We start from the raw sequence: 19,696 nt of genomic DNA on the forward strand, positions 1-19,696 counted from the left end.
TTGAATAAATCACTTGCTACATTTATGGGACTAGCAGCGACCGCTGTAATCATTTCAACCCTACTTTTCGGTAAATTTTTACCGCTGCTACAAGGGGTTGGAGATGTAATTGGCAATTACGTTTCTAGTTTTCAATAATTAATCAACAATTAAAAAACTAAAAAATGAGGAGTGTTCTTACACATGAACAAATCAATTTCAAACTTTATGGGAATGGCTTTAACTGCAATCGTAATCGCTTTTTGTCTATTCGGAGTAGGATACACCATGGTAAAGAACGAGACTAATGATTACAAAAGTGATGTAGAAGGTGTTACGCATCCAACAGCAACAGCTACTACTTCTAGCAATTAACGAGATACAAATAGGGATCAAGAAAGGAGTTACTTTCTTGATCTCTCACTTTTCATATGATGGAGGTTCGGTAAGTAATGAATACTACGTTAGCTAAATGGATGACAGCCATCATAGCGATCACTATTATAACTACTCCAATTTTAATGTACCTGGAAGCAATGGAAAGGGAGATTGTAGATGTTACCTTAAATGAGGCCACTAAAAAAGCCGCGATTGATGGTTACTTTACAACCGAAACCTTAGATTCCATAACAGATAATTTAGTTAAGCGTCATAAGTGGAGCCCAGATGATATTCAAATGGAAGCTACGACAGTACCGCAGCCGCGAAATGAATACATAGAAATAACACTTTCTGTACCAAGAGGACCACTGTTTTTATTTGAAGGGCTGTTTGATAATGGCCCAAAGAAAATCACTAAAAATGTTCGTGTAATGAGCGAAGCAATCAATTAGAAAGTAGGGTAAGGATCTTGTCTACTTTTTTAAAAATGGTTATGTTATGTGTGTTCTTTATAATAATCATCGCTTTACAAGTCAATTTAGAAGCTACTTCCACAGGGAGCAGGCTATTGAAGAATAATCTGGAGTTTGCTCTTCATGATTCGTCTTTAAATATTGATGTTAACAAGTTCTTAGAAACCGGAAAAGTATATTTTAATAAAACGGCTGCCGCTTCTCAATTTGACAGTAGTCTCAAATATAATTTCAAACTTAAAGACAGCAAAAAACAGGTTGACTATGATCCGCAGCAAGGAAACTTCTTTAAACACCCTATGAAGGTACTAATGATAGATTATGTGGATGATAGCGTGCCATATCCTAGAATTTATACAAACGCTATATATGGCATTAATCAAACCTTGTACGGGCCCAGTGCTTTAGCTCTGATTGAAACGAAGAGCTCCTTACCGTTTATAGGGAAGGAAAGAACGATCAGAAGGTTTGCGGTTTATGAATATAAAAAGTAATTGTAATAGTATATTTTTTATGGTAAAATTTACCTATAAGGATTTAGCTTTTATTTCTGTTTACTCTATTTTTTTAGAGTGGTCTGTCAATAAAGCTAGAGCGGTCTTTTGGACTATGGGTTAAATGACAGGACTGTTATTTAATTTTGTCTAAAGATCGCTTTTTTTATGGCGAAAATAATAATAAGAGGTAATTAAGAGGGGGATGACAAGATGAAAAAGTTATGGAGTAAATCAATTTTGTGTTCATTAGCTTTTGCGATTGGAATTAGCGGGTTTGCAGGAGTTGCGAATGCAGAAAGTAATTACAAAGAAGTAGTAAAAGGAAAATATTACTTTGATACATATTTTAAAAAGAAATATTCTTATAAACTTGGAACAAAAATCAATGCAAATATTAATAAACAAGTGATGGATGTTACCAAAACCCTTTTAAAGGATAAAAAAAGATATACAGAAACAAAGCATTTAAAAGCAGACAAATATTTTAAGTCAAGAGTAATTACATCATTCGCCCAATCAGAACCATTTGTTGAATCTGGTGAATTTGCATTTAGATATCGCTTTTACGATCAGAAGTATTATACGAGCAAAGTACATACGGTTTTGGAGATCAATACACTTTGGATGAATGATGTTAGCGAGATTAAAAAAGACTATGCAGAAACTATTTATAAGTCAGCATTGCAAAATAGTTTAGAAGCTGCATATGGCAAGACAAATGGTAATGCAATAAATAAATATGTTTTTGATATTTATCTTAAGAAAAAACAAAAGAAAATAACTAGCAAGTCAAAGGGAAGTAAAACGTTCAAGAACTTAAAAGTTAATTATTATATTGAAGATGATCATGTAAACTATGCATTTTTTTACTTAAAGGGTAATAAGTAACCAAGGGATATCCCTTTGGTTTTTCTGTATATTTATGGTATATTCGAAGGAGTAAATTTAATAATAAACAAAGGGACGCCCCTTAAATTCTTTTCTAAGCTGCGCATTTTTCAGCTAAAGAGGAGAATTTAAGGGGCTTTTTTATTTGGAAAGAGGTGTTTGAGTTGTGGAATAGTAATTTTTCTTTGAAAATCATTAAAGTACTTCTTGCGGTATTAATTTTTGGTTCATCTTTCTATGGAACTGCCGCATTTGCTGCGAATTATCCAGCCACAGAAAAAGAGTTTTTCGAGTACCTAGCCAATATTGGAAGAAAGAGATTTTCTGAAAATGGAGAGGAAGCGAATTTTTCAACTTTTAAAACATATGACGTAATAGTATATGGTTCTCCCAGAGATGTATCAGGAAATGAATCAGCTTCAGGAGGCTACTGTGGCCACGAACGTGAATACCGATATTTAGGATTTAATACTGGTGGAAACAAAGTTACTAACCAATGTTTTAGGAATGATGCTACAGGATCGGAAACACCGGAACAATGGGATTATCAAGTAGTAGATTCGAATACCAGTTCTTGGGACAACATGAGTACTTCATTAGAACAACATATACTAAATTCAAAAGTGGAAGGACATAATGCCAAGAATCTTACAGTAAACGGAATGGGCGGGAAAAGATATGCAAAAATAACCGCTCGACCAACTTGGAGATCTTCTGGAACTGTTTATACAGAACATAAAGGAGAGGTTTCTATTTGGTATGCGACCTTTAAAATCCCTCCAATGATTGGAGATACATTAATTGATACAAAAATTGCTTCTGATAAAACTACATATTACATTGACGAATACTCAAACTCAACGGAAGCAGATATTACTGTAACCTCTCAAGCAAAGTTAAAGGGATATGCTAGGGAGAGTGACATCTCAAAATTAACTGTCTCCTACGGTGATGATACACGAACAGACCGTAAAGACGATTTAGTAACTTTGAATAAAACAATTAAGTTTGATAGAAGTAAATATCCAGGAAATAAGAGTTCAGATAAGGTTTATGATATTACTTTAAAAGGGAGCGGGACAGTCCGTTCTGTATTCAACGATTATGACGAGGATGAAGCTGAGAAGGACATACGGCTTGTTGTTAAGCCTTATGTGGGTGATCCATATGTCAAAGCAAGTGCGGAAGCTACCCCAAAATCACAAGCAATTAAAGGGGACGAAGCTACTATTAAAGTCTCTGTAACAGGAGAAATGAAGAATGTTAAAGATGGATCAAATATTGACTATTGGGCTTTTGAGGTTAAGAAAAAAGGAGATAAAACCGCTCAAATTAAGAAGGTCGATAAAAGTACAAGAATCCAAGATTCACCGGACTTTACCTTCACGGTTCCGGCTTCTAAGGTCATATCCTCTACTTTCAAGCAGGAATTTGAAGCTGTTGCCAAAGCCAAATTAAAATCCGGAAGTACCAAAGAAGACGAGAATACTACTTATGCTAATGTAACTCCTCCTGATACTATAGGAATGAATTTAACCGGTAGTGCAGCCACAAGTCCTGCTTCCCAAAAGCTAGTTGGGACAAGCGCAGCTGTAAATGTGACAGTAAAAGGTTCAGTTGATAAAAGTTTTAGCACATCGTTGATCGACCATTGGGAGTTTGAAGCTAAAAAGAAACAAGAGCCTCTATACACTAAAAAGATAGTACAGTCGTCTAAAGTCAGTGATCAAGCAACAATACCATTTAGTATACCTGCTGCTTCAGTTACGACAGATGAGTTTTTACAGGATTTTGATGCGAAAATAACAGTTGTTCTAACAACTGGTAAGCGTACTACGGTAGAGGCTGCAACAAAAGCAAACATTTACAAAGAGGTTGCTCCTCCTACTACTCCGGAAGAGCCGCCAGGCGGGGGAGAACCAACAGAACCACCGCCACCTCCAAATCAGCCGCCAGTTGCTAATGTATTTGTTGGCAGTGAGTATTACTGGGTAGAGACCGTAACAGCTGGTGACAGTTCTTATGATCCTGATGGAACTATTGTTGATAAACAGTTCTATTTTGATGATGAGCCTTCTGGAACAACTTTTAAATCTGCTAGAGTAGAATCGCCAGAATCCCATAATGTCCGTGTGAAAGTTACGGATGATGATGGAGATACAGCTGAGGACCAAGAAGTTTTTAGGATCCTACCGACAACACCGGTCGCTGACTTTACAATTGAAGGAACAAAGAAAGAAAATCGGAAAATGATCTTAAGAGGGGAAGCCTCTGAAGGGGTAACACCTTCAGCAAGAGTGGCGCCTTTAGATTATACAAAATCTGTTTGGAAAATCACTCCCGTAACGCTGGGAATTGATCAAAGTGATATTCTCATTCGCCAAGCGTCTAATAAAAAGGCCCTTGAATTTCTGGTTAGAAAAGCAGGGGACTATCAAGCTACGTTAACCATAACAAATGTTTATGGAGAAATATCAAAGCCGGTTACCAAAAAGTTCACTATAGTTGAAGACCAGGTGCCCGAAGCTAAGTTCACTGTAAACGCTAAAAAAGTAGTCAGAGATAAAACGACAAAGGAAGCGACTATTCATCTTGAAGATTTAAGTGAATCAAAAGATAATGACCCAATTTCAAAGCGTACTTTCTATGTGGAGTATGACAGTAATAATGACGGAGTTATTGGAACGCCACAAGATTCACCGCGGCAAGCAATTTACTCTGGACCAAACAAATCCTTTGATTATAAGACCGATAAAGTCGGGAATTATCGGTTCAGTGTAGATGTTAAAGAGAGTTTTGGGCAACCGACATTAGAAGAGTTTATCCAGGAGCAGCACTATAAACGAGACAGCTCAGATGTTTTACACCCCAGAGGAACCATTAGCTACTATCAACAGGATGAAAATTTCAATTTACCTTCTTCCGATAAAATGGTTGAAGTGACAAACGTTGCTCCCTTGGTAGACTTCTCAGCCATCCGAAAAAACAAGGTGGATATTGTCCTTAACTTCGGTGGTCTGGATACAGCCACACAGCAGCATTTAACAGGAAAAGCTTACAACGATGGGGAGTATGACCATTACTATTACACTATTGATCAAACGTATAAAAATCGAATGACTGCAGCGGCATCCAATTTAGAAACCAACCTTTTACAAAAAGGAATCGACGCAAAGGTAACCATTGATAATAGCTACTACCATACGTATGATTCGGACGGAACAGGAATCCGGCATATTCCTCAATGGGGATTGACATACTGGCAAACTTACGAATATCAAACGGTAACGACTTCGGACTCCCATTATTCGCCGCCGGCTGAATGGGCAATCACTGGAATTACGAGTGAAGCTACCAAAACAGTTTCTCAGAGTTTTTCAAGTACTTGTACTGATACGTTTACTTGGGATGGGAAACATTGGGACGATCCTAGTGGGTGGTCTCATAGTTTTCCAAGTACCATTTCCTATAATTCAGGCGGTTACTCAGGGGTATTAAATCGACCACCCACACCGTGGCCGGAATGTCCCGCTTCCCCGCCTTCGTATGATGGGAAAAATGTGGGGGACACAGCAACAGGAAGTGCAATGAATACACTCGTCTATACAGGAACCGTTAAGAAGACCATTTCAGGTTATATCTCTCCTGAAGGCGATTCAACGGTTTATACGTATCAGCTGAAGAAAACCATCCAAAATCAAAGATGGGAAATTCAATATTATTATGATCAAGGGATTTCTTCAACAGAGCAGGTAAACACAACCGACTTTACTAGTGCTTATTCAAACCAATCGTTTAGAACAGGTGCTCAGGCCTATTATATAAAAATGGATAAAAATCCTTGGGACTGGATGGGTAACTCTTCAAAACTCAATTCAATGGTTAATAAGTCTAAAGCAAATTCAATCTTCTTTTGGAATATGGCAACTACCTCAAATAAAAACAATGTAGAGCGTTTAATTGGGTCCGGATCGCAAAAAGGACAATTTACAACGTATGATGCCATCTATCTAACCAAAAATATGAAAGATATTGAAGATTACTTTTTGAATCAGTTTATGATTAAGCAGAATTCAACCAATTTAACCGTCGTTTTGGGAGATCAGGTAGACTTCCAGGTGTTTTATGAAGACGCTGAAAATGACCCGGAATTAAAGAGGGAATATCTGTTCAAACATGATCCAACCACAATAAATGGAAGAGAAATTGATAATCAACCGGATGGACCAATTCCTGAGAATAATAAATGGATGAGTCAGCCGATTAATTTCTCAAGAGTAGGGACCTACCTTGCAAAAATCCATTCTTTAGATAATCCGATTTTCTGGGATGACGATAGATTCTTTAACTATCGTAAGTGGTCCGATGAAGAAGTACAGAAGGAAGTAATCATTAACGTACACAGGCGTCCAATAGCCGATTTTAGTTTTAAAATTGATATTGCAGACAATTACCGGCTAGACTTGGATCCGTCGTTATCTTACGACCCTGACCATGAAAAAAATATGAAAGACAAAGGGATAGTTAATTATACATGGGTTTCATACACGGTAGATGGAACGAAGTATGATGGATCGCCACCGGCTCACTTACAACCTAACAAAGTTTATGATGCGACTTTACAGGTGGAAGATATTGACGGCGCATATGGAACGGTAACTAAACGAATAAGTACAGAAAATGTAAATATCAAACCAGTTGCAAAATTCAATGTACAATCGTTGGTATCCCGCAGCCAGAAGCTTGAGTTTACGGATCTATCTTATGATCCAAACGGTGACCCGCTTACCAATTATCAGTTCACAATACGTAAACAAGCGGATAATACCCTTTTGAAGACTCTTAATGATTGGCCAACATCATTTAAAGATATGAATTTACCGGCCGGAGATTATGTCATTGGTTTAACGGTTTGGGATATACCTAAATTCCCGCCAGCCTTACAATCAGATCTTTATGAGCGGCAAATTAAGATTGTAAATGATAATCAGCCTCCTGTTTCAATTTTCTCTTTAAATCCTAATCCAGTTGAAATAGGACAACCACTTACTTATAAAGACAGCAGCTATGATCCTGATAATCATAATCCGTTAAAGTACTCCTGGAAGATCGAGAAAGTTGATGCCGATGGTTCTGTAATACAAACGTGGGAAACAGGAGCCCCGCCTAAAGACTTTAGAGACTTTGGGGGAGTTGGTAAGTACAAAGTATATCAAACTGTGTGGGATAGCCCTCCAGCACCTTTGACACCGTTATCAGATACATTCATGGTAACGTTAGATGTTATCGAAGGGCCAAAACATCCTTATGCGGAGTTTACTTGGCATCCGGAAGATATCATTACAGAGGGAGACACTATTTATCTCGATCCTCTTGCTTCTTATGATTTAGATGGAGATGTAGTGGGATATGATTGGAAGATTAAAGACCCATCTGGAGCGGTTACGACTTCAACTGAAATGTTCCCGAACATCACTAATTCGAAAAAGGGAACTTATCAAGTTGAGTTAAATGTTATTGATGATGACGGACTGAAATCAATGGTTCCAGCCAAGCATGATATTGAAGTTCTTCCTATGCAGGCTAACATTCCACCTGTAGCGAACTTTGACTGGCTGCCTTTCACACCATTCTTAGGAACTACGGTAGCATTTAACCCGGACGCATCTTTTGATCCAGATGGAAAAATTGTCTCGTATTCCTGGAAGTTTAAAAGCAAAAGTGGAACAACAACCACGAGTACCGATCACTATCCTTCCTTTACGGCAGCAAGCGATTATTATGATGTAGATTTAACAATTAAGGATGATCGAGGCGGGACGGGAACTCTTTCTCAACGGGTGAATGTCCAAATTGCTTCCTTACAGGCACTAGTCACGCATACACCAACTTGGAAAGATACTTGGGTTAAGAATGAATACGATCCAGATATCAATATCTTTAGAGCGGGTGAGCATTTTGTTATTGAGTTAACTTCTACTCCAGCAAATAAAGTTGAAGGAAGCGTTGATTTTGGTGGGAAAATTGGCAAGGTAGACATTCCATCCAGTGCTTTCACTCTTGTTAGCTCAAAACCATTTGAAATGAAATGGTGTGCTGAATTGTATAGAGATGACTTTAAATTTATTCCCGATGGAGAGTACATGTTTAATTTCAAATCATATCATCCAGTTGCCAATCCATACGTGGAAGCTACGGATAACTACATTGTAAAAATTCAAGGTAATATATTTGAAGAATTAGGATATCACAGAAGTTACTAAAAAATGGCCTATTTAGGGGGCTTTAAAAGGGGTTTGAATATGAATAAAAAAGGACTTACGGTTTCCTTACTTGTGGGATCCTTACTTTTATCCGGCTGTGGGAAAGCAGAGGAAGTAAAGAAGGTCAAAGCGGCACCAGCCATTGTAAATAATTTAAAGCACTTAAAACATGAAAATCCTCTTGGAGGAAATAGTTTTGACCCTGAGAGATTAATGTATGCTTCCGCGGACGAAATGAGTTTTGAAGAAGTTCCCTATGATAACGGCGTTGACAATGATGAGGCCTTTTATGCCATAAAAGATCCGGAGTTTATCGATCTAGATGTGTTTGAGGATAATGGGGAAACTCAATCGTATTGGATGCAGAGTAAGGGGTATGAATTTACCAAAAGGGAAAATGGTGATGATAAAAGTGGGAATGATAAGACCATATTCTCGATATATCGCTCTACAATAGAGGACGATAAGTGGAGTAATACGGACCAGTTAGCCTTTGAGTTTAGTGTGAACAATATCGGAAAAGTAAAAGATGGAGAATATGTTCCGGCTGCGGAAGAAAAAATCTTAGACAATGCGAGCAAACCAGTCTTTAATGATATTCCAAAAGGTTATCATTTTACTGGTGTTGATCTTATCAATAATTCACTGTATTTCTCCTTTGTCAAAAACAACAAAGAGACGGATGAGGAACAAAACTTATTGGTAAAACGAGTTTTGCTCGAGAAGGAACAGAATAAAATAGATACCATTTATGATGGTGTATACGGAGAAACCAGCTTTTTGAATACAGCTGCCGGCCCGCGGATGTATGTATACATAGGGAGGATCTATTACATCTGCAAAGAGATTGGACAAGCTCCTTTCAAGTACACCGATACTACTAATCTATTGGAGAATGAGGGTTATCTATCATTCATGGATGATAGCTTCCTGTACGTATATAGTGATGGTTTAAAGAAAGTAAACTTGGTAACAGGCGATCCGCTCTTTACAAAAAACGGCGATGATCGGGTTGCTGAAGGTACTCAGGTGGTTGATGTGGATAAAGACCACATTTATATCATTGATCAAGAGAAAAACCAATTTCTTGTCTATGATAAAAATTTGAAGAAACTATCAACTTCACCAGACTTTAAATGGGAAGATGAAGGCTTTAATGAATATGAGTTTTACGCTACTAAAGACAGGATTCATGTATGGCAGCAAGTGGAATATCAACGTAAAGAAGCAATTGAAAAAATACAAATAACTAAACTAGAAAATAAAATAAAATAATTCATAAAAAAATCCCATCTGCATTATCTCTATCTATTTTTACTTAAAAAAATTTTACTAACGTACAATTTTTATTTTCATGTATATTAAAAGTAATAATTGAAATATATACCAGTTGGAGGTTAAATAATGTCATCTAGACCCAAGAAAATTGATGTGTTTAATATTTATTATATAAATTTTTCAAAAGTTTATGAAATATCAATGATGATTAATAATGTTATCGTATCAACTATTCAAAGAGAAAAAAATTCTTCCCACGAAACAATTGATGCTTTTTCATCAAACGCATCAATATCAACTGCATTAGATACTTTAACAAAAATTAAAGGGGTTTTTGGTACACAATTTACAGAAAAACAAACAAACTCCTCTAAATTAGTAGAGTCTCTTGATGTTAAGACAACTAAATCGATTTTATTAAAACATATAGATAATCGAAGCAAGTCAATCGATCACTTCACAGATTGTGAAGAAGGAGATCTCATAAAAATTGATAATGTGCAATTAAAAATACTAAACGAAGAAAATTTAAGAGAATTTAAACTTTTTAGGAGCGATGCCTTAAAAGGGTTCCAGGTAGATGGTGTAGATGTTAACAATTTGGTAACCTCGATGTTAAAAGATTATTCCTACTTATTATATGGGAAAGTGCCTAGTTCTTCTGTGCCGATGGTAATTAAAATACCAATGGAATTAGAAAACGAATTTGAAAGCAAATATAATATTGATGATCTTACAATAGGAAAAGTCTCAATTATAGGAGTTTATAAAGGATTTGTTAGAGAAGATCATATTAATATAAATACCTTTAACTATTTATATGATATTGGGTTAGAACAACAATCTAATGAAGAAGAAGAGAAAGTAATTTCAAGTTCATATTCAAATATAACTAGTCAGCCTTTTCCAAAGAGTTCGGATAAACCATTTGCTTTTATAGATGTTATTGCAATTGTGCAAAATATTAATTTCAGTGAAGATCAAGAAGAACAACCAATCCATATATCTTGGTATAAAAAGGTTTTATATATATTTAAAAAGAAGAGGAAATGATGAATGAGTAGATATACTTTATACACTTATAAAAATCGAGATGAATTTGAAACTTATTACAAAGAAATGGAGGAAAAAGGATACATTATTTCTCCTTTTATTTTTCAAAATACAAAAGATTTACTTGAAGAAGATACAGAAAATATTATAGATATTTCAAGTCTAGTCCAATATTTATTAGTAAATCCAGCTGATGTAGTACCTGCTATCAATAACATATTACCTGCTGATGAAGAAACACGATTTATTATAATAGAGTCTTTGTCAGATAAAGGATTAGAAATTTTTCGTAATCATTTTGAGGATAAGGCACCCTTATATCCAGAAAAAAACAATGAATTCATTCAAGAAGTAGCGGAAAATTTCAATCCTTTTGATAGATTTTATATATACTCTTATAAAAATGATGATGAACTAAAAAGTATAATTGAATATTTGAATGATAAGAAAATATCTCTTGTTAGTTTTAGCCAAATTGATGAGCATTTCACTACTCATTTTGCTTCGAAAGAAAAAGATATCTTTGTTGACATTACTTCTCTTATTTCAGCAATAAAAAATAATTCTAACTTAATTTATTACGCTGAAAAACTAATAATTGAAAACCCTCGATTTAAAATCATCGTACAAATCAATAAAGTTGAAAAAGCATTGGAGCATTTTAGATTAATTTTAAAAGGAGTCAAACCTATTAACGAAATATTACCAGTAGTAGTTACGGAGATTGAGGATGAAATTTCAGTAAATAATGTTGTGAAAATTACTGACTTATCAACCCAAGGAGTTAATGAATTAATTAAAGAGGTATCTTCTAAATTATTTGGGCATAAAAAATTCAAAGATCAATTGCCAAGTGCCTTTAATAATTTTATACTCTTGAATAGAATCAAGGAGAAGAAAGTGTTTTCTATTTTTCTTTTAGGTCCCACAGGATTAGGAAAAACAGAATTTGCCACTTTACTTAAAAATCAATTAAACCCCCATACTTCCATGGTAAAGATAAACTTTGGAAACTATAGTAGTCAAGATGCATTAAATAGTCTTATTGGAAGTCCGAGAGGCTATATCGGTTCTGAAGATGGAGAGCTAGGTAATAAATTGGCCAAGAGCAAAGTTGGTATCATTCTGTGTGATGAATTTGAAAAAGCAAATTCTCAGATATTTAATTTTTTTCTGGAATTACTAGAAGACGGACTATTCACTGATTCGTTATCAAGAGAACATAATATCGATGGTTATATCATTGTATTTACATCAAATTTGGATGAATCTAATTTTTATAAAGTAATTCCTACAGAACTAAGTTCACGTTTTGATTTAGTATGTGAGTTTAGTTTGTTGACAGAGGTTGAAAAGAGAAACTTTGTTAGCTATTATGTGGATAGCTTTTTAGAAAAGATTAAAAAGGAAAATACATTGGATAGGCAATTTACAACTCAAGAAATTCAAGAGTTTAAAAATATAAATGTTAATTCCATAGAAAATATTCGTGATATTAGAAGGCTAGTGATTAAAAAAATATTGAAGTAGGACGACACCTCATTAAAGAAGTTATGGAAGCCTTTATTTGTAAGCTTGTCTCTACTTACAATTAATGCTACATTTATAGCAGTTTAATAATATTAAAGGGACGCCCCTCTATGTGAATCCATGTGGTTCATACATAGGGGGCTTTTTGTCTTTTAGGAGGTGAAATATGAAAGCAAAAGTAAGGACAGCTAAAAGGATAATTGTAGCGGGCTTATTAAGTAGCTCTGTTTTCTTTGCTGCCGATAACACGGTATCAGCTGAAGTGGGAAGCGATTATTTTAAACATCGAAATCAGGAATTAAAACATCTGGCTAAGGATGAAAAGCAATTAAAGGCTGTTGATAAGGCTGTCATAAAAGCGAAACAAAAGATTAGACGCATGGATCTTCAAGTAACGAAAGTAAGTGCAAAAATCGTTAACTTAGAGAGAAAACAAAAAGCTCAAAAACAAACCATCAGTCATCTTAAAGAGCAATACTCAAATTTAGATAATGCGATTGCTGCTAAACAGCAAGAAATTAAGGAAAAGGTTGTTTCTTATTATGAGAATGGCGAACAAATGCAATATTTAAAGGTCCTGGCGGGCACTGCAAGCATTAAGGATTTCATTTCACGTGTCATTTTAATAAACGTTATGAACGAGTCTGATCGTGACATTCTTAAGGGCTATTTCAAAGGGAAAGAAGACAATCAATCTAATCAAAAGAAGCTTGCTGCTGAGATTAAGGAGCTTGAAAAACAAAAAACTGAATTGAAGGTGCTCAAAAAGGATCTAGAAAAGAGCAGGGCCGAGAAAAAAGCTTATATGGCAGTCCTTAAAAACATCCAAAAGAATCTGCAGGTTTATGTACTGGATTCTAAGGAAGAACTAAATCTTCTTTCAGCACAAGAACAACAGGCAGCACATGAAGCAGAACAAGAACAGCTAAGCTTGGAGGGCAAAATTCCTCTTATGCCAGTTGGTGAATGGCAGACATTCCTTGCTACCTATTATGATTCCAATTTTCAATCCACCGGAAAGAATCCAAGTGATAAAGGCTATGGGATTACAAAATCAGGAGCCCCAGTCCAGGCGGGTGTAACAATCGCTGTAGATCCCGCTGTTATTCCTCTTGGTACTTGGGTGGAGATTAAGTATCCGGATGGGAAAATGGAGCAGAGACAAGCCCAAGATATCGGTGGAATGATTAATGGCCACCACATTGACGTTTATGTTCCCAATGCTGATGGTTATGGGAAACATGATGTGCAGCTAAGATTAATGACCTATAAAGAAACAGTGAAATCAGGGGAAGAAAAAGGACTATTCATACGGCCGGCTACAGGAAGTATTACATCCGAGCATGGGGAGCACAGAAGCTATGAGACCCATGTAGGAATTGATATCGGTAAGAATGGCCGTACTGAAGATGTGCCGATTCATGCTGCGGCATCTGGTACCGTTATACGATCATATTTATCCAGCTCATACGGAAACGTGGTATTTATTCGTCACAAGGTAAATGGACAGGTTTTCACTTCAGTTTCCGCTCATATGGAAACACGGTTTGTTAAAGAGGGAGATGTAGTCCAACAAGGCCAGAAAATAGGCCTAATGGGCAACACCGGTTATTCATTTGGACCTCATTTGCATTTTGAGTTACATAAGGGTGACTGGACCCCAGATAAGAAGAATGCTGTGGATCCGCTAAAATACTTACCACGGTAATTTTGGAATCCTTGAAAGGGGTGATTACTCAAAAGTAAACATTTATTCTTTAATTTCAACAAAACACATAATGGGGAGGAAAGATCAGTTTGAAAAAATCTACAAAGAAGATTGCAATCGCAACACTTGCTTCAGTAATTACCCTGTCACCAATTGTTGGACAAGGCCAGCAGGTCTTCGCTGCTTCATCAACTAGTTCTACATCAGCAGAAAAAAAAGCAGAAACAACAGTTAAATCATTTGAAACTAGTACAAGTAAATTAAATACGAATATTACCAGTGCTTCAAAAACTCTGGCAAGTTTGGATTCCAAGTTGGTAAGCAGTGCGAAATCCTATTATTCAAAAGCCTATAAAGAGGTAAATGCTCTCAAATCAAGTTCAAGTAAAACAAAATTGTTGGACCGTGTTAAAGAAGGAAAATCAACTATTGATTATTCAGATAAGTACACCGCAGCAAAGGCAGCTGGTGCGAGAATAACAACTGCCAAGACCACGTTTACAAAGAATTTCAGTTCCACAAATATTGATGATCAAGTGGACAAGTTGCAGAAGGCTATAGATAAGGAATTGCCGTTGTTTACTCCATTAGCATCAGCTCTTAAGGAGTCCTTTAAAAAGGCATATTATGACCCTGCATATGCTTATGTTACAAAATATAAAAATGAAGTTAAAGGTACAGATGGTGTAGAAGCATTAGAAATTAATGCTGGAAAAGTAAATTCCAATGTAACAACTGCCGCAAAGACATTGGCTTCTATAGATACCAAATTAGTTAGTACCACTAAAACAGCTTATGATAAATCCTTAAAATCCGTAAATGCTCTGCCAACTAACTCAATTAAAACGAATCTATTAGGAAGATTGGCAAAGGTAAAAGCCATTCTAGATTATGCAGGAAAGTATCAGGCAGCTAAGAGTGCAGCATCTAGAATGAGTGCTGCTAAATCAGAGTTCACAGACGCTTTTGATCCAGACGATTTATCATCACAAGTTGAAAATTTAACCATACTGCAAAAGGCCATTGATAAGGATTTACCTTATTTTACGGCAATAGGAACGGTAGGGGCTCAGTTCAAAGTTAAATACTATGATCCTGCCAAGGCGTATATCACTAAATACGAAAAAGAAGTACAAGTTTCTGTCCTAATTGATAAATTTGAGGAAGACATGAATGATGATGTTTCTTATAGTGATTTACGTACTCAATACAGTAATATCAAAACAGCTCTTGATAAATTACCAAAAAGCAGTATGAAAAATGCTCTTGTTGAACGGTTAAAAGAAATTATAGGCGTTCTTGAACCTGCTGAACCTCAATCTGGTTATGACTCTCCAGATACTGGGCTGGAAATCGCCCTTAACAGCATAAAAATTGAAGGTGCAGCCGGGGCTAAAACTTATACCGTTAAATACAGAGAGGATAACTACAATTATGATGATTTAAATGCTGGTCAGTTTAAAGTTTATTATAAAGATGGTACCTCTGTTGTTTTAGATGGAGATGCTACAGTTCTAGCGGGTGACACAAGGCAAGCTAGTGTAGTATTCTCAGACAATAATGGGTCTGAAGCCTATCTTATTGAATATGGCATTGGTTTAACCGATAATACACCTATTGCACTTGGAACCGTATTTTGGAAGGTCCAGCCAGTTGAAGACCCGGATGAAGAATATAATGATGATGACGGATCTTACGACGATGGAACAGAAGATGACGGCACCACTGATGATGGCACCGGCGATGGAGATACAGGTGGCGATAATGGCGGTGATGCAGATCCATTTGATCCTGGGAACTTTGGTGAATAACGGGAATGCACTTTCGTTTTTAGGGAGTTCTTATCGGCCTCAATAAAGAAGAGCTTGGCGTTTTGCCAAGCTCTTTATCCTTTATGTCCACCGATTAATTTACTTCTGTGAATAGCTGTCCCTGCTTGGGTAAAAGAAACCCCTCTTAATAAAGAAGCAGAACCATGTTTCCTTCTGATTTCATCCATCGTATAACCAAGCCGGGATCGTTTAGGATTATCCAAGTCAAACAATGATAGCTGTATTTCGGAATCATCTACAATATTCAAAAGTCTGACATCAATACTTCTGACTACATCACCATTATAAAACTTCTCAAACAATTCAAGACAGACCTTATAAACATCCATCGTAATGTTTGTAGGTTGATCGATTGTTTTTGATCGATTGAATCCGCCGCCGAATGAATCTTTGGAGTATCCGATACCTAAATTTATTGTTCGCCCCGCTTTACGAGCAGACCGTGTTCGCCTGGCTATTTCTTCGCAAATTTCTAAGATTACATGTTTTACTTCTTCTTTATCTGAGTAGTCCCTTAATAAAATTTGGCTTTTTCCGAAACTGATTTGACCCATCATAATAGGAGCACCTAGATCGCTATGATCAATACCGTGCGCGTGGTAGTAAAGCTGGTTTCCCATAATTCCAAAATTCTTCTCTAATAGTTCTAAGGGGTAGTGGGCTAAGTCACCGACTTTAACAATTCCCATTCTGTTTAATGTGTTTTGTGTTTTTTTACCGATACCCCACATTTCAGAGAGCGGGGTAACCGGCCATAATTTCTGAGGCACTGATTCATATGTCCACTCCGCGATTCCTTCTGTTGTTTTTTTAGCCTCAAGATCCAAACATAGTTTGCTGAGCAACATATTCTCACCAATTCCAATCGCAACTGTGAGCCCTAACTCTTCAAATATTTCCGTTTTTATCCTTCGTGCGATCGACCATTTGTCTCCAAAAATGCGCTCAACCGGATTTACCCGTATGAACGCTTCATCTATGGAATAAATGTGTAAGTCTTCTCTAGATGCAAAACGATGAAGAATTTTAGTTACTGCCATAGACATATCAAGATAGTACTTCATTTCTGCATTAACAATGTGAATTTCTTTATGTTGTGGAATCTCAAACAAGCGACTTCCTGTTTTGATGCGATATTTTTGTTTCATAAGGGGAGTAGCTGCTAATACGACACTTCCTTGACGATCGGTAGCTCCAACAACAGCTAAATAGGTGGTTAAAGGATCTAAGCCTCTTTTTATACATGAACATGAAGCATAAAAGCTCTTTAAGTCAATGCATAAGATGCTCTCTCTTTTTTTATAATCCATAATAAACACTCTCCAGAACGTATGTTTTATTTATTATATGCGAATATACGTTCTTATACGCTGGAAAATATAACTGTATTGGAATTATTTAGTAAAAGAAGGTATTTAATAATTAAATGAAGGGTGTACTAATTGATAAATTCTAAGAATAAGAGGATGCGCAGATGGTGCTTGAAATTTAAACTAGTTTATACAATAAGATTACGTATCAGGGACGGCCACCCTTTTTTGTCAGAGCCATAATGATACAGAAAAGCTTGTACCCAACGGTCAAGCCCAAAGGCCACACAGCCAGAAAAAAGGGAAGGAGATTCTTTGTTTAATTGGAATGCATCGCAGAGCATTGTACCACAATGGTTACCGGATGCAATGGATACATGAATGTCCTCATTTGGAGAAAAAATGATTTCATATTTCGTATTGTCTGCAATTTGATAAAACTTTTTATCTTGATTCTCATGTAAAAAAAAGGGATCGTTCGAGGTGGTGAGATATCCTCGAAGACCCAAATCCTCAAAAAGATCCCAAACATCACTCAGTAACTGCATCCGAACGTTTTTCACGTCTTTGTCAGAGCCAACAAAAACAATTTCTCTCATTGTGAATTCCTGCAATCTCGTAGGAGACAATCGGTGAGGATGTTCATGTCGATAACATCTTCCTTTGGCAGAATATAACTGTAAGAGCTCTGGATTCGACTGAGAGGCCAACTCCTCATAAACATGGTAACAGATACAGGGTTGTAAGAAGTGGTCGGTAGTTTTAAAGAGATGATTCGTGTCTTGATGACTCTGAGATAATTTTCGATACTGTGTAAGGATATCAAACTCATGAGGAATTTCACTTAAGCGATACAAACGTTGGGGGAAACATTTAGCATATCCACTTACATGCATACTTTTGTTGGAGAGAAACGAGGGATAGTGTTTAAAAACCACGTGATGTTTTTTGGCAATCTGACATATTAACCGGTCGAAGGCTTCCTCTAGAAATGAACTGTCGCCTGTCAATATGGCACCAGTGGAAGAATGAACAAATGAACTATGGTAGGAGGGAATATGCATTGTATTGTCCTCCAACACTTTTTGCTTAAGGGTTGGGTTGGTGGATGGCTGGGTAAAATATCTTTTGATCTGTTTTTTCACTTCTCGATGATTTAAAGTATCCACAATTAACATCTGATCGTTGACTTCGATGTGAAGGATACTTTCAGAGAGGTAGTAGAGATTTTCCAGATCACCGAGAACACGTTCCCGGTTTGTATTTAGTTTTTTTAAAGGAATATAAAGTAACATATTAATCCACCTACCTTAAATAATTGGAATCATGTTGATTAAATTTACAGGTACTCTTAAGTAGCACAACATGAGTAATAGTAATTTTTGTGTGGACCCTGAATTCTTATATGATGGGTTATTTAGATCCTGTCACATGCTTTAAAATGTTTCCGGAATCGTTCAATTTCATCAGTAGTTCCCAGGGGAAAACATGTTTTTACAATTTCCATTTTTATTGTGTTTCCTTGCTTAATGAGTTCGTTGTATAACGGTCCAACATAATATTCTCCAGCTGCCCTCCATTTGCTGTCAATGGCCTTTTCCGCTAGCTGAACAAACGAGGCACCTGTTTTAAAGAAATACAGGCCGGTTGATGCATAAGGAGACATTGGCGTCTTTTCCAGTACTTCGTCAACCGTACCATCTAAGTTTGCTTTAATATAACTTAAATTCGGTTCTGTGGATTCGAAGCTCCAAACTACACCGTCTGCACAATTTTGATGAGGTGACCATGAATGGTAACCGATATCAATATAGGTATCACAATTAAAGATAAGTAAAGGTTGTTGATTATTGATGTACTGTTTGGCCTTTAATACTGTTTCTGCTTGTCCTCTGGTCCAAGATTCAATGGTAAAGACCGTGCAAGGATACGGGCAATACTGTTTGATTTTCTTTAGAAGTGAGGTGTGTTGTAGATCCCGTTTTAAACAGATGAATATCAATTTATAGGGCTTCTGAAAAAAAGGTTTTAATCCTTGTAACGCCCAGGAAAATAAAGGTTCTCCCTCGCATTCTACTAACATTTTAGGAAGAGAATAGCCTGCTTTCTTTAACCGTTCTCCTTTACCAGCCATAGGGATGATGATATTCATACTTGGATTTCCTTAATCCATGTTAGTGCATCCGGCCAATTTTTAAATGAAAGGGCTAGATCATCGATGTATACTTCCCCATAGGGTTTTCCGAATACGACTTCATCGTAAGGGATCTCATAACGATCGAGCCAATCTAACGTTTGTTTCCCTACATTCGCAATAACCTTTCCCACATTTCCATGCTGTGTTTTCATATTTCTAGCCGTGTGTATGATAATTTCATGACCTTGATTCTTTAATTGTTTTACGCCCTCTATTGCTCCAGGTAGTGGTTCTAATTCCGAGTAGGTCATGTGTGATTGACGTAGTTCACACAACGTGCCGTCAAGATCTATCACAATTCTCATAT

14 protein-coding genes are annotated in these 19,696 nt (G+C 36.5%); 10 read left to right on the plus strand and 4 right to left on the minus strand.

Features of this window, described 5'->3' with window-relative positions; all coding sequences use genetic code 11:
* Positions 1-183 precede the first annotated feature (183 nt).
* From LCY76_RS22750 to LCY76_RS22800, 10 genes are all read left to right on the plus strand, one after another.
* The gene (locus LCY76_RS22750) at positions 184-354 is read left to right on the plus strand and encodes a hypothetical protein (protein ID WP_248254779.1); all 171 of its coding nucleotides are present in this window, start codon (positions 184-186) and stop codon (positions 352-354) included.
* A gap of 77 nt (positions 355-431) precedes the next feature.
* Entirely contained in the window at positions 432-812 is a 381-nt protein-coding gene (locus tag LCY76_RS22755) for a hypothetical protein (RefSeq protein ID WP_248254780.1), read from the plus strand.
* 116 nt (positions 813-928) lie between these two features.
* Positions 929-1,327: a hypothetical protein gene (locus LCY76_RS22760; RefSeq protein ID WP_248254781.1), complete on the plus strand. Its 399-nt coding sequence runs from the start codon at positions 929-931 to the stop codon at positions 1,325-1,327.
* Positions 1,328-1,540: 213 nt separating this feature from the next.
* Positions 1,541-2,218 carry a hypothetical protein gene (locus LCY76_RS22765; RefSeq protein WP_248254782.1) on the plus strand — a complete coding sequence of 226 codons (678 nt, stop codon included), beginning with the start codon at positions 1,541-1,543 and terminating at the stop codon, positions 2,216-2,218.
* Positions 2,219-2,382: 164 nt separating this feature from the next.
* On the plus strand, positions 2,383-8,481 hold the full coding sequence (locus LCY76_RS22770) for a PKD domain-containing protein (RefSeq protein ID WP_248254783.1): 6,099 nt from the start codon (positions 2,383-2,385) through the stop codon (positions 8,479-8,481).
* 39 nt (positions 8,482-8,520) lie between these two features.
* The gene (locus LCY76_RS22775; RefSeq protein WP_248254784.1) at positions 8,521-9,756 is read left to right on the plus strand and encodes a hypothetical protein; all 1,236 of its coding nucleotides are present in this window, start codon (positions 8,521-8,523) and stop codon (positions 9,754-9,756) included.
* Positions 9,757-9,885: 129 nt separating this feature from the next.
* Positions 9,886-10,812: a hypothetical protein gene (locus LCY76_RS22780; RefSeq protein ID WP_248254785.1), complete on the plus strand. Its 927-nt coding sequence runs from the start codon at positions 9,886-9,888 to the stop codon at positions 10,810-10,812.
* Between the two features lie 3 nt (positions 10,813-10,815).
* Positions 10,816-12,342 (plus strand): AAA family ATPase, encoded by a 1,527-nt coding sequence (locus LCY76_RS22785; protein WP_248254786.1) that lies wholly within the window; start codon positions 10,816-10,818, stop codon positions 12,340-12,342.
* 166 nt (positions 12,343-12,508) lie between these two features.
* Positions 12,509-14,050 (plus strand): peptidoglycan DD-metalloendopeptidase family protein, encoded by a 1,542-nt coding sequence (locus LCY76_RS23970; protein WP_272885792.1) that lies wholly within the window; start codon positions 12,509-12,511, stop codon positions 14,048-14,050.
* Positions 14,051-14,139: 89 nt separating this feature from the next.
* Positions 14,140-15,861, plus strand: coding sequence for a hypothetical protein (locus tag LCY76_RS22800; RefSeq protein ID WP_248254787.1), 1,722 nt, complete (start codon positions 14,140-14,142; stop codon positions 15,859-15,861).
* A gap of 74 nt (positions 15,862-15,935) precedes the next feature.
* Here the strand turns inward: LCY76_RS22800 and LCY76_RS22805 are convergent, their stop codons facing one another.
* From LCY76_RS22805 to LCY76_RS22820, 4 genes are all read right to left on the minus strand, one after another.
* The gene (locus LCY76_RS22805; RefSeq protein ID WP_248254960.1) at positions 15,936-17,195 is read right to left on the minus strand and encodes a Y-family DNA polymerase; all 1,260 of its coding nucleotides are present in this window, start codon (positions 17,193-17,195) and stop codon (positions 15,936-15,938) included.
* A gap of 185 nt (positions 17,196-17,380) precedes the next feature.
* The gene (locus tag LCY76_RS22810; protein ID WP_248254788.1) at positions 17,381-18,487 is read right to left on the minus strand and encodes an aminoacyl--tRNA ligase-related protein; all 1,107 of its coding nucleotides are present in this window, start codon (positions 18,485-18,487) and stop codon (positions 17,381-17,383) included.
* Between the two features lie 122 nt (positions 18,488-18,609).
* Complete coding sequence (locus LCY76_RS22815) at positions 18,610-19,344, minus strand: glycosyltransferase family 2 protein (protein WP_248254789.1); 735 nt, start codon at positions 19,342-19,344, stop codon at positions 18,610-18,612.
* The gene (locus LCY76_RS22820; protein WP_248254790.1) at positions 19,341-19,694 is read right to left on the minus strand and encodes a 5' nucleotidase, NT5C type; all 354 of its coding nucleotides are present in this window, start codon (positions 19,692-19,694) and stop codon (positions 19,341-19,343) included. The genes LCY76_RS22815 and LCY76_RS22820 overlap by 4 nt, the downstream gene beginning before the upstream one ends.
* Positions 19,695-19,696: the final 2 nt, after the last annotated feature.

The organism is Fictibacillus marinisediminis, from assembly GCF_023149135.1.
GTDB classification, from domain to species: domain Bacteria; phylum Bacillota; class Bacilli; order Bacillales; family Fictibacillaceae; genus Fictibacillus_C; species Fictibacillus_C marinisediminis.